This is a genomic window from Peribacillus sp. BM1 (assembly GCF_056679975.1).
In genome coordinates this window covers 2,321,727-2,333,896 of record NZ_CM155259.1, presented here as the reverse complement: position 1 = coordinate 2,333,896, position 12,170 = coordinate 2,321,727, and the positions used below count along the sequence as shown (strand labels likewise).

Sequence of the window (12,170 nt, the reverse complement as noted above, 5' to 3'; positions counted from 1 at the left end):
CTTAAGCTTTTTCTTATTCTTTTACATAGGCGATAATGCCTTCATTATCATCTAGTACAAGTTCAATACCTGCATATGGATCACGATTAAGCATATGGTCAAGCCAAAGTCTTAGTGCTTCAATAATATTTAACATAATTAAGATTTGCTGCCTACCATTCACATAAACTTCTGCAGAGAATCCGTAATCATCGTCATACATTAATTCCACTTCGACTTCTTTTGGGGTAACTTGTTTCTTATCAGCAATATATATGCAAATGGCATTAATGATATCTTGTTCAGAAATTTTTAACCTCTCCATGGATTAGGATCATCTTTCTTCTTATTTTTAAAGAAAGTATAGATGCGTCGGATAATTGAGATGAGAATGATAATAGCAATCAAATTCACCATAAATCCTAAAATCGCTCCAAGCCCTCCCATGTTAGCAAATAAGCTACCAAATAAGAGACCGGCAATACCACCATAAAGAATTCCTTTCATTAATCCCCCTTTAGTTATAGGATTACTCTTTGCTTTTGTATTTGATTTAGTTGTAGCGTCAGATTTCTTGTTGCTCTGGATATTAGAATTATTGTTGGTTGTACTCCGATTCGTATCGAACGATCTTTTTCCTGATTTATATGACTTAGCGCTTACTGTATCTTCTTGTCCAAGAAGAAAATGACCTCCGACCGGAGCAAAGATCAGTGTAAGTGTCAAAAATGCAGTCATTGCTTTCTTTAGCATGTATAGCCCTCCATTCAAAATTGTTGTGAAGAAGTTTTACTTCTCACTTTTATCCCGGTTTAACAGGCTGTAATATCCCCACCCATTTTTCACATTGGAAATATAAAAAAAGTAGATGAGGGATAAACAGGCTGCAAATCCCCGATTGATGAGATACAGTGAAACTTACCGAGAATTACGCAGAGGTTTAGTTGAGGCCCACAGGATGTGGGTCTCACACAGACGTTGCCGCAGGACGCAGCGTACTTAGTCTGTGATTCATTAAACCTTAGTTCCTAGTGTCACTTTATCGAAGATTTGGCGACACTAGAATGGGACTAACCATTAGTGGGGATGAAAAAGCCCACTGATGGAAGTTTCACTCTATATACATTACTATATACGGCTTAAAAAATAAAAGGTTTCATTTTATTGAAATAGTGATTCAAAATTTTTAAATGGAATATTAATAATTTCATGTTTAATTTTCTAGTAGTGAGGATAAATTAATAGGAGACAGGGGCCCCTGTCTCCTATCTACTTATTCTATTAAAAACGATGAACTCTTCCATTGAAGTGTTTTGCCCAATAGCCGCTTGACATATTTGCAATCGCAACGCCGGTTGAACTTTGAGAACCGATAAATTTACCGCCACCAACATAAATTCCGACATGTCCATTTTTCTTATAAGTATCAAAGAATACCATATCACCAGGTTGCATACTGCTTGCAGATACTTTAGTTCCATAATTTAACAATGTATCAGTGTTACCAACCGAACCAAGATTGATTCCAGCCTGAGCATATGCCCAGTAAACAAATGCAGAGCAGTCAAATCTTCCGTTGTTAATATCCGATTGCGATCTACCACCGCCAAATACATAAACGGAGTTACCGATATATTTATTACCAGCAGTAATTGCCGCGCTAAGGTTACGGCTTGATGGAATGCTCACACTTGTTTTTGTATCATCATCATTATTGTCATAGTTTTTACTTGAACTATTTGTAGTTGAACTGTTTTTACTTGAACTATTTGTAGTTGAACTATTTTTACTTGAACTATTTGTAGTTGAACTATTTTTACTTGAACTATTTGATGATGATTTTGTTGCAGATGGTTCTGTGCTAGATTCTTTCGGTGCATTTTTAGCTGCTTCACGAGCTGCTTTTTCTGCTAATTCTTCAGCACGTTTTTGCGCTGCTGCAATTTCTGCTTGACGATTTAGTTCTGCAGTAATATCCCCTTGGATTTTTACAACTTGTGCCGCTAAGTTTGCATCACGTTTTTTCAAGTCAGCAACTAGAGTAGCTGTTTCTTTTTCTTTCCCTTTCAAACTTGCACTAAGTTGTAAGCTCTGAGATTTTTGCTCTTCAATTTGAGCACGCATGCCTTCAAGCTCTAATTTCATAGAAGTAAGGTCTGCTAGTTTTGTTTCAACGGCCGTTTGCTTTTCTTCCAACTCTTTCTTATCTGCTTCGTGTTGCGTTAAAATATCTTGGTCAGCTTCTACCATAGTCGCAACTGCACCAACACGATCGATGAAGTTACCAAAGCTCGTAGCTCCGAGCAATACTTCAATATAGCTCACATTACCGCCGCTCTCTTGATAAGAAACTGCACGTTCTTTCAAAACCTCATTACGCTGTTCAATGCGTTTTTGAAGGGCTACAATATCTTCTTTAAGCTTCTTGATTTCTGCATTTGTTTCGTCAATTTGCACCTTTGTTTCGTCAATTTTCGCATTATTGTCTTTAATCGCTTGTTCGATTCGTAGAATTTGCTCTGTTAATGTAGCTTGTTCGATTTGAAGTGCTTTAATCTTTGCAAGTGCGGCATTTATTTCAGATTGAACTCCACTTCGTTGCCCTTGAATGGTTTGTTGTTGGTTTTGCAAGTCGCTAATGGATTCTGCATGAACAGCTGGAACGGCAAAGATACTTCCCAAACCAAGCATAGCAGTAGTACTTAACACAAGTAATTTCTTTCTCAAAATCATATTTCCCTGCTTTCTTCTCTAGCCAAATTCGCCAATTAATCTATCTCCCTATCATAATCGTGAATATATATGGAACTAGAAATCTATGTATTATTTTTCGTTAATGGTTATTTATATATAAGTTAAATAAGTTGTTTCGACTTTTATCCTATAGAGAGTATAGCATCATAATTGGTCAGTATGGTAATAAACTCATTACAGTTATATTTCAATTGTTACAAAAAACAACTTTTTTTGCGCTTTTTCGAAAAAATTGGAGGATTATAGGAGGATTTTCCTTTATTTGTTACTGATAGGACGTTTCAACTAAATTGTGAAATAATTTTGCAATTCTTCTTAAGGCTGAATAACACTCTATTTACCTAGGACTATTTATAAGAGTTTTGGGGAATCAAGACGGAGGGGTTCTTTTTATTATATGGATGAACTACCTAAAAAAAGCCAGTATCCTTTTTTAGGACACTAGCTTCCACTTCCTGTTAATGATGATGTGCATGGTCTTTTGAAGGATTTGTAATTTCAAAGCCTTCTTGCGGTACATAGAAGTATTTAATCCATACCCCGTCTAAGAATACTTCACGAGCATCCAGTAATATATCTATTTCTTTGTCCGTTTTTACAATTTCATCATGTTCTGTTTGGGTATCAAGGGTAATATCATAATGAGCATGGTTGCCGTGCATATGTGTAATGATAACACGAATCATTTTTCCTTCAGCTTCTTCTTTGCTTAACATTGTTTTTAAAACTTTTGCAGCATTTCTGTTAATTTTTACATTCATTATATAATCCTCCTGTTTGAACACGCACTTATAGATTATTGTAACTAGGGATTTGAAGTCTCTTAATTAGTTCATCTGGTTGTCATTTGGAAATCTTACACCAATTTGTTTACGTGCTTCATCCATAATCTCCATTACATGTAATGAAGTGTCCCATGAATTCAGACTTGATTCAATTTTCCTAGATTGAATCAACTGAATAAATTCAGCCACTTCGTAGTACATCGGCTCCATTTCTTGTTGGATACTGACATCTTCGATTGAACCGTCTCGATAACGAATTTCAATCTTCTCAGGGCTCGAGATATGATGGATAACCATCGTAGCATCTTCCCCATGTATTTCTGAAGGAAGAGTTGAATCAGTAATTTTCGAATACATAACGTTTGCCTGCATCTCATCATAATCTAGTACAATGCTACCTTGTGCGTCAGCCCCAGTGTCTAGTAAATATCCTGAAGCTTTAACTGTATTCGGTTTTCCAAACAACGCGACAAGCGGATAGATTGTATATACTCCTAGATCCATCAAGGCTCCTGTTGCATATTCAGGGTTAAATGCATTTAAGACTGTTCCTTTTTTATAGGCATCATACCGCGATGAATACTGGCAATAATTCGCAAAATACGTGCGAATCTTTCCAAGTTTGACCAAATGATCTTGAATCACTTGGTAGTTAGGCATAACGGTTGACTTCATTGCTTCCATTAATACAACATGATTAGATTTAGCTGCTTCCATCATCGCTTTTACTTCCTTAGCATTCGCTGCAAGTGGTTTTTCACATAGGACATGCTTGCCATGCTTCATAAATAGGATCGCCTGCTCAGCGTGGTATGAGTTGGGGCTGGCGATATACACCGCATCAATTTCCTCACTTGCTGCCATTTCGTTTAAATCTGTAAACGTTAACTCTACCTCATATTTAGCGGCAAATTCACGTGCACGATCTTCCGTACGTGAAAATACGGCCTTTAAGCTGAAATCTTTATGATTACCTGCTGCTCCTAATAATCGTTCTGTAATCCAGTTTGTTCCTACAATACCGAATCTAATCATATTCGCACTCCTTTAATTTTGAATTTGTAAATGCATCATTTCTACTTAATAGTACCTTCAAACCTTCAATGACGCTATTTATTCAGATACGTCAGATGAAATTTTTTTATCTAAAGCACTTGAAATAACTTTTATCGATGAGATGTTTTCACCTTCAGAGAAATGGGGAAAATATAACTAGTAACTAATTCAAAATATTCATTAATAAAAATTCTTAAATTGTCTACTGTAATTTTTGAAAATAAAAAGGAGTTGAGTAGTAGTGGAAAAGTTAATGAAGAATCAAGTGGCCGTTATTACAGGCGGGAGCTCTGGGATCGGAAGAGGGGCAGCCTTAAAGCTAGCAGAACAAGGAGCAAAGATTGCACTGATTGATCGAACCTACGGAAATGCTCTCAAAGTAAAAAAAGAAATCGAAGCAATAGGAAATGAAGTCATCATTGTCAAAACAGATGTATCACAACCTAAACAAGTCGGGAATGCTTTCAATGAGATAATGGAAAAATGGGGTAAAATTAATATTGTGTTTGCAAATGCAGGTATTAATGGTGTGAAGGCACCAATTGAAAATATTACACCTGAAGATTGGGATGACACAATTCATACGAATTTGCGGGGAACCTTCTTAACCGTGAAATATGCTATTCCTTATCTTAAAGAAAATGGCGGTAGCATTATCATAACAAGCTCTATTAACGGGAATCGGACATTCAAAAACTTCGGCTTCTCAGCATATAGCACAACAAAAGCCGGACAAGTAGCATTCGGAAAAATGGCGGCACTAGAGCTTGCACAATATAAAATCCGGGTTAACATGATCTGCCCTGGTGCCATTGACACGAACATCGATGACAATACATACCCCGATGAGGAAAACTTGAAGAAAATCATAATTCCTATTGAATATCCAGAAGGAGCACAACCATTAGAACAAAAATCAGGAACTGTAGAACAAGTTGGCGAACTCGTTCTTTTCTTGGCATCCGACCTATCTTCACATATTACCGGGACAGAAATTTATATTGACGGTGCAGAATCATTATTATAATCGCCGTAATAATGACAAACTCTTGAATATTTTCACAATATCTTCCATTTAAAATCAAGCCTGTTTTTAAAGAGGAATATCTTTAACAGGCTTAGGTCCTGTTATTTTGAAAATAAACCCTTAATCCCAAATAGTACATTCTGTGGTCTCTCAGCCATTCTCCGCATAAAGTATGCAAACCAATCATCGCCAAACGGAATATAAACACGCATCGTATAGCCTTCCTGCGCCAAACTCACTTGCATATCTTGTCTAAATCCAAAAAGCATTTGAAATTCAAATTGATCTTTCGGTATGTTATTTTCTTTGGCAAATTGTTTTACTTTCGCAATAATCTCATGATCATGTGAAGCAATTGCCGTATAACTTCCGCTTAATAAATGGGTTTTAATGATTTTCAAATAATTATCATCTACATCTTTCTTAGTCTGGTAAGCCACTTCAGAAGATTCTTTATACGCACCTTTTACTAACCGAAGACGGACGCCTGTTAAATCCAATACATCCTGATTCGCACGAAATAAATAAGCTTGGATAACTGTTCCAACATTATCGTATAGTTCACGGAGTTCCTTAAAAATATCCAGTGTAATTTGGCAATGTGCATAATCCTCCATATCGATTCGAACAAAATTATTAGTTTGCTTTGCAGTTTCCAAAATTCGTTTCATATTTTGAATGCAAAAATCCCGATCAATATCCAAGCCCAGCTGTGTCAGCTTAACGGATAAATGACTGCTCACTCCAGTTTGTGCGATAGATTCCAATGTTTTTACATTATACTCTGTGGCTTCAATGGCCTCTTCTTTACTTGAAACGAATTCACCTAAATGATCAAGTGTGCATACTAAACCTTTTTCATTAAGTTCTTGAGCTGTTTTCAGGGCACTCTCAATTGTCACACCTGCAACTACTTGTGATGCACCGAACCTGAGCCCCCATTTCTTCGCCGCCTTGTTTAATAGTATATTTCGAGAAATTCTTAAGAAGAAATTTTTCGAAAGGTTAGCCAGCATATTGATTCCCCCTGAATCATTATGGGTGATAGAAGTACTAATGGGTGGCAAGTAGTGAAAATTACCACCCATCTGATTCATCTATTATTTTATAAAGTGAAACTTCAATCAGTGGGGGGTTCTTTATCCCTCACTGATTGTTAGTTGAACCAATCGGGCTTTTACGGGCAGTTTATCTCTCACCTACACCTCTTCGATTCCTCAAGCCTTGAGGTGAGGGTTTTACTGCCCGTTAATGCGGGATAAAGTTTCGCTCGTTGTTTTTGCTTGCATATGCAATGTCAAATAATCCGGACCACCAGCTTTTGAATCCGTTCCTGACATATTGAAGCCACCAAATGGCTGGTAGCCAACAATAGCTCCTGTACAAACTCTGTTAAAATACAAATTTCCGACGTGAAATTCTTTTTTTGCTCTTTGGATATGATGACGATTATTAGAGATTAATGCACCAGTTAAGCCATAATCTGTTTTATTAGCAATCTCCATCATATGATCGAAATCACGCGCTTTGCAAAAGCCGACAACAGGTCCGAAGATTTCTTCCTGCATTAAACGCGATTTTTCATCTAAATCAGCAATAATCGTCGGTTGAATGAAGTATCCCTTAGAACTGTCTCCTACACCGCCAAGCCTTAACTTCCCTTCGTGCTTTCCAATTTCAATATAATTCATAATTTTATTATAGGAAGCCTGATCAATGACCGGCCCCATATAATGGCTCAATTTTACTGGATTGCCTACTGTTAATTCTTTCGTTAATGCCACTGCTTTTTCTAATACTTCATCATATACATCTTGATGAACAACTGCGCGAGAACCAGCAGAGCACTTTTGGCCTGAGTACCCGAATGCAGATTTGACAACGGAAGCAGCGGCAAGATCTAAGTCTGCATCACAATCTACAACTACCGTGTCTTTCCCCCCCATTTCTGCGATTACACGTTTCAACCAAATTTGTCCCGGTTGAACCTTAGCGGCACGCTCATAAATTCGGCAGCCTACTTCACGTGAACCAGTAAAGCTTATAAAGCGTGTTTTTGGATGATCAACTAAATAATCTCCAATTTCACTACCGCTTCCCGGAATATAGTTGATAACACCAGCAGGCAAACCTGCTTCTTCTAACACTTCCACGAATTTCGCAGCAATAACTGGTGTAGTATTTGCTGGCTTTAATAAAATGGTATTTCCTGCGACAATTGCAGCTGCTGCGGTTCCAGCCATAATGGCTAATGGAAAGTTAAATGGTGAAATAATCACACCGACCCCTAATGGAATATACGTGTACTGATTAATTTCTCCTGTGCGACTTTGGACTTCTTTGCCACTGCTAAGCTCAATCATTTGCCGTGCATAATATTCGAGAAAATCAATCGCTTCTGCTGTATCGGCATCCGCCTCATGCCAAGGTTTACCGGCCTCTTTTACAAGATAGCTAGAAAATTCATGCTTGCGGCGGCGGATAATCGCTGCTGCACGGAATAATACGGTAGCACGTTCTTTGGGATCTTGATTGCTCCATGATTTAAAAGAGGAAAGCGCCTTCTGCATGGCTTTTTCCGCTAACTCTTGATTGGCTTTTGAAACACTACCAATTACTTCTTCTTTAACAGCAGGATTATAGGATATAATTTGCTCTTCTGTCTTAAATCGTTCTCCGCCAATAATCACCGGATATTCTTTCCCTAGTTCTGATTGGACAAATGCTAATGCTTTTTCAAAGGCTTGTTTATTTTTTTCAATCGAGAAATCAGTGAATGGTTCATGCTTATATATGGTTGTCATGGTTAATTCCCTCCATAATGTACTCAATCTTCCATTTTCCATATTCTATATACTTGCAAGTTCCGTGCTAACTTCGTCATATCAAGAAAATCAGCTCTATTCTTTCTTCTAATTACAAGCCCTTACTCTATATATGTACGAGGTGATAGCTACAAAAATGAATACAATATGTATATAATCCAAACATCGTTCATACAAACATGCATGCACACTCGAATAACTTGTTGCCATTTTAAAAACTTTTATAGAATACGGTCAAAGTCTAGTTTAGTAAGAGAAGAAATGTAAAAGAATTTCAGACAGAAAGTTCTTACTTCACATTAATTGGGTTTGTATTTTCAGGTAACAAAAAAAGGGTCAAACCCCGTCACTACTACATACAGTAGTGCGAGGCCTGTCCCAACATATATTATCCCAACTGTATAGCTGGTCCAAAAAATTCAAAATGGATTTGTTCTTGTGCAATTCCACGATCCTTCAGTAAGCCTAACATCGCCTGAATAAACGGAACCGGTCCACAAACATAATAATCTGCTTTTTCGTTCACTTCAAGACGGTTTAACATCTCAGTGTCTATATAGCCTGCTTTTTCAAAATAGGCTTCGTTCCGATCATCATCACTCGGATTAGAATAAGCGAAAGATAAACGATAGTCGATAATAGCGTCTTTTATCACTGTTAATTCATTCTTAAATGCTTGAGCTGTACCATTTTGTGCCGCTTGGACAAATGTGACATTTCGCTCAGGCTGTTTATCAGCAATGGCTTGAACCATACTCATTAGCGGTGTGATTCCAACGCCGCCACCTAAGAAAACAACGGGTGTATTTTGTTCAAGATTAAGAGTGAAATCTCCCGCTGGTGCTGTAAGTTCAATCAAATCTCCTACATTCTTGTGATCATGCAAGAAGTTCGATGCTTTTCCTTCTGGGGTGTTTGGTATAGCCTCTCTTTTGACAGAAATTCTATAGCTATCTTGGCCTGGTGCAGCAGATAGGCTGTATTGACGATTCATCAAATATTCTTCTCCTGGGATTTTGATTCTAACTGTAATATATTGTCCCGGTTGAAAATCTGGTAGAACTTTCCCATCAGCAGCCTTCAAATAAAATGAAGTAATAACCGAACTTTCTTTTACTTTATCAGCAATTATAAAATCTTTGAAATCAAGCCAACCGCCTTCTTGGTTTGTCGCTTCTTCATACATTTCTTTTTCAATGTCGATAAAGACTTGGGCAATGACGCCATACGCTTCGCCCCAAGCTTGTAAAATTTCTTCAGTTGCAGCATCACCTAACACTTCTTTAATTGCTGCTAATAAGTATTTTCCTACAATCGGATAATGTTCAGGCTTTACAGTTAAGCTGCGATGTTTTTGTGCGATTTGTTTGACAACTGGAATAATCGCGCCAAGATTGTCAATATGTTTGGCTGCTGCAAGCACGGTATTCGCTAATGCGGTTTGTTGGCGACCTCTTGTCTGATTCGTTTGATTAAAAATATTTAATAATTGCGGATAATCTTCAAATAAGTGTTTATAAAAAATCGTCGTAATCTCGATACCTTTCATTTCTAATGCAGGGATTGTTGCTTTTACGATGTCTTTTGTCTGTTGAGATAACATATTTTGTTCCCCTCTCAAAACCATTATTTAAAATACATCTTTATAATAAAATGAGGAACTATTTAAAGCAATACTTTACATACATCTTTTAGCTTCCACAATACAAATGTTTATAAAGCTGTCACAATTATGCTAAGATGTAGACATCATATTTTAGTGAGGGATTACCAACATGCGATTAACCAGTTATTCTGACTATTCGTTACGGGTATTATTATATTTAGCCATTAACAAACCAGATCAATTAGTAACCATTAAAGAGATTTCGGAAGCCTACTCTATTTCTAGTAACCACTTAATGAAGATTACCTTTAATCTTGGTAAAATGGGATACCTTGAAACAGTACGGGGGCGAAATGGGGGAATTCGGCTTGCAAAAAGTCCCGCAGATATTAATATTGGGACGCTTGTCCGAAAAACCGAGGAAGATTTTTATATCGTAGAATGTTTTAATGGAGAGGGAAATAACTGCGTAATCTCACCTGTTTGTTCACTTAAGCACATGCTTAATGAAGCACTGCAAGCCTTCTTTTCTGTGCTTGATCAGTATACACTTTCCGACATGATCATGAATAAAACAGTTCTTAAAGATTACTTTGACCAGTCACTAAGTCATAATGATTGATATTATCGAAGCTTCAAAGCAACACTTCTTATATTTCAAAGAGAAGTGTTGCTTTTTTTGTAAAGTGTGTGAACATGCAAATTTACTGATGTTTATTCGCTCTCCTCTACATATATAGCATTGAAAATTAACTCAAAATTCAATATATTTATTCTATGATAATGAGAGCCACGCAATCTATCATACGTATATCACTTTGAATTGAAATGAGGTGCGTTACATGAAGCCGATTTTATTAGGAATTTTTGCGGCATTCTTTTTTGCCTTTACTTTTGTCCTAAACCATGCGATGGAATTGTCAGGAGGAAGCTGGATTTGGAGTGCATCGCTGCGCTATATCTTTATGGTTCCCTTTCTTCTAATCATAGTTGTCGCTAGAAAAAATCTTCGCCCGCTTCTTAAGGCAATGCAAGAACAGCCCAAAACATGGCTGTTGTGGAGTTTTGTCGGCTTTGGATTATTTTATGCGCCATTATGCTTTGCTGCTGCCTATTCGCCAGGCTGGTTAATCGCAGCAACCTGGCAAATGACAATCATTTCCGGAATGCTGCTTGGCCCCCTATTTTTAGAAACGATTCAAACAAAGAATAGAATTGTACAAACACGGGGGAAAATCCCATTAAAAGGGTTAATGCTTTCCTTTATTATTTTACTAGGAATCATTCTTATTCAACTAGAACAGGCGAGTACAATTTCAGTACCTACGCTTATTCTAGGTATCATTCCAGTATTAGTTGCATCATTTGCCTATCCACTCGGAAACAGAAAAATGATGGATGTTTGTCAAGATCGTCTTGATGCCTATCAGAGAGTCTTAGGCATGACGCTAGCCAGTCTTCCATTTTGGCTTTTGCTTTCCATTTACGGATTATTTACTGTCGGGGTTCCAAGCAGAGAACAAACTAGTCAATCTGTCATAGTTGCGCTTACATCTGGTGTAATCGCAACAGTACTCTTTTTTTATGCAACCGATTTAGTCAGAGGTAATATGCAGAAGCTGGCAGCCGTCGAAGCTACACAATCCATGGAAGTGCTCTTTACACTTGTCGGAGAAGTAATCTTCTTATCCATTGCACTGCCATCCCACTTATCTTGGATTGGTATTGGTATTGTTGTGTTTGGAATGGTCCTACATAGCTATGCATCACATACTAAAAAACAGCGCAAGCCAGTCAGCATTTAACAAGAAGTGCATTATAATTAAATGGATACTCCCGTTCAAAGAAGAGCCCTAAACTAGAATAACAAGTTCAATAGGGCTCTTCTTTTTGTGGCAAAGGGGTGGGGCTTCTAAAAAATCAGCTCTGAGCCACTACCTTCATAAGGTTAAACAATTTTTAGAACCTGATCCTTGTTCATCGTTTTAGTTTTAGAGCAGACACCTTATAGTGCGTGTTCAAAAAGGAAGATAAAAAGAGCCAAGAAGTTCGAGGAGCGCATCTCGAGAGGACCGGACTTGCACAGGGTGTGTTGACTTCTGTGTTGCGCACAGGACACGTGCGCGGTTTTAACAGAA

General features: G+C 37.5%; 11 protein-coding genes. 3 read left to right on the top strand and 8 right to left on the bottom strand.

Annotation, left to right across the window (positions count from 1 at the left end; translation table 11 throughout):
- Nucleotides 1–13: 13 nt before the first annotated feature.
- The 5 genes from AC1MGI_RS11250 to AC1MGI_RS11230 all read right to left on the bottom strand — a co-directional run bounded on the left by AC1MGI_RS11250 (nucleotide 14) and on the right by AC1MGI_RS11230 (nucleotide 4,553).
- Nucleotides 14–304: a YxcD family protein gene (locus AC1MGI_RS11250; RefSeq protein ID WP_062181941.1), complete on the bottom strand. Its 291-nt coding sequence runs from the start codon at nucleotides 302–304 to the stop codon at nucleotides 14–16.
- On the bottom strand, nucleotides 292–732 hold the full coding sequence (locus AC1MGI_RS11245) for a hypothetical protein (protein ID WP_062181943.1): 441 nt from the start codon (nucleotides 730–732) through the stop codon (nucleotides 292–294). Before AC1MGI_RS11245 ends, AC1MGI_RS11250 begins: the two co-directional genes overlap by 13 nt.
- 528 nt (nucleotides 733–1,260) lie before the next feature.
- The gene (locus AC1MGI_RS11240; protein WP_480345350.1) at nucleotides 1,261–2,706 is read right to left on the bottom strand and encodes a C40 family peptidase; all 1,446 of its coding nucleotides are present in this window, start codon (nucleotides 2,704–2,706) and stop codon (nucleotides 1,261–1,263) included.
- Between the two features lie 485 nt (nucleotides 2,707–3,191).
- A complete protein-coding gene (locus AC1MGI_RS11235) occupies nucleotides 3,192–3,494 on the bottom strand; it encodes an iron-sulfur cluster assembly accessory protein (RefSeq protein WP_480345349.1) in 303 nt (100 codons plus the stop codon).
- A 66-nt stretch (nucleotides 3,495–3,560) separates the two neighbouring features.
- On the bottom strand, nucleotides 3,561–4,553 hold the full coding sequence (locus AC1MGI_RS11230; RefSeq protein WP_480345348.1) for a Gfo/Idh/MocA family protein: 993 nt from the start codon (nucleotides 4,551–4,553) through the stop codon (nucleotides 3,561–3,563).
- 262 nt (nucleotides 4,554–4,815) lie between these two features.
- On the opposite strand from AC1MGI_RS11230, the gene AC1MGI_RS11225 reads away from it, so the two are divergent.
- Nucleotides 4,816–5,601 (top strand): SDR family oxidoreductase, encoded by a 786-nt coding sequence (locus tag AC1MGI_RS11225; protein WP_480345347.1) that lies wholly within the window; start codon nucleotides 4,816–4,818, stop codon nucleotides 5,599–5,601.
- Between the two features lie 101 nt (nucleotides 5,602–5,702).
- On the opposite strand, the gene AC1MGI_RS11220 is transcribed toward AC1MGI_RS11225, so the two are convergent.
- The 3 genes from AC1MGI_RS11220 to hmpA form a co-directional block, all read right to left on the bottom strand.
- Nucleotides 5,703–6,617 carry a proline dehydrogenase family protein gene (locus tag AC1MGI_RS11220; protein ID WP_480345346.1) on the bottom strand — a complete coding sequence of 305 codons (915 nt, stop codon included), beginning with the start codon at nucleotides 6,615–6,617 and terminating at the stop codon, nucleotides 5,703–5,705.
- A 222-nt stretch (nucleotides 6,618–6,839) separates the two neighbouring features.
- A complete protein-coding gene (pruA, locus tag AC1MGI_RS11215) occupies nucleotides 6,840–8,405 on the bottom strand; it encodes an L-glutamate gamma-semialdehyde dehydrogenase (protein WP_480345345.1) in 1,566 nt (521 codons plus the stop codon).
- A 409-nt stretch (nucleotides 8,406–8,814) separates the two neighbouring features.
- Entirely contained in the window at nucleotides 8,815–10,029 is a 1,215-nt protein-coding gene (gene hmpA, locus AC1MGI_RS11210) for an NO-inducible flavohemoprotein (protein ID WP_480345344.1), read from the bottom strand.
- A gap of 172 nt (nucleotides 10,030–10,201) precedes the next feature.
- On the opposite strand from hmpA, the gene AC1MGI_RS11205 reads away from it, so the two are divergent.
- Both AC1MGI_RS11205 and AC1MGI_RS11200 read left to right on the top strand, forming a co-directional pair.
- Nucleotides 10,202–10,654, top strand: a complete 453-nt coding sequence (locus tag AC1MGI_RS11205; protein ID WP_480345343.1) for an RrF2 family transcriptional regulator — start codon at nucleotides 10,202–10,204, stop codon at nucleotides 10,652–10,654.
- Between the two features lie 220 nt (nucleotides 10,655–10,874).
- On the top strand, nucleotides 10,875–11,837 hold the full coding sequence (locus AC1MGI_RS11200; RefSeq protein WP_480345342.1) for a DMT family transporter: 963 nt from the start codon (nucleotides 10,875–10,877) through the stop codon (nucleotides 11,835–11,837).
- The last annotated feature ends 333 nt before the right edge of the window (nucleotides 11,838–12,170 follow it).

Bases quoted from the DNA above. Each gene is read 5' to 3' on its own strand.
- AC1MGI_RS11250 (WP_062181941.1), bottom strand. From the start codon at position 304: ATGGAGAGGTTAAAAATTTCTGAACAAGATATCATTAATGCCATTTGC.
- AC1MGI_RS11245 (WP_062181943.1), bottom strand. From the start codon at position 732: ATGCTAAAGAAAGCAATGACTGCATTTTTGACACTTACACTGATCTTT.
- AC1MGI_RS11235 (WP_480345349.1), bottom strand. From the start codon at position 3,494: ATGAATGTAAAAATTAACAGAAATGCTGCAAAAGTTTTAAAAACAATG.
- AC1MGI_RS11230 (WP_480345348.1), bottom strand. From the start codon at position 4,553: ATGATTAGATTCGGTATTGTAGGAACAAACTGGATTACAGAACGATTA.
- AC1MGI_RS11220 (WP_480345346.1), bottom strand. From the start codon at position 6,617: ATGCTGGCTAACCTTTCGAAAAATTTCTTCTTAAGAATTTCTCGAAAT.
- pruA (WP_480345345.1), bottom strand. From the start codon at position 8,405: ATGACAACCATATATAAGCATGAACCATTCACTGATTTCTCGATTGAA.
- hmpA (WP_480345344.1), bottom strand. From the start codon at position 10,029: ATGTTATCTCAACAGACAAAAGACATCGTAAAAGCAACAATCCCTGCA.
- AC1MGI_RS11205 (WP_480345343.1), top strand. From the start codon at position 10,202: ATGCGATTAACCAGTTATTCTGACTATTCGTTACGGGTATTATTATAT.
- AC1MGI_RS11200 (WP_480345342.1), top strand. From the start codon at position 10,875: ATGAAGCCGATTTTATTAGGAATTTTTGCGGCATTCTTTTTTGCCTTT.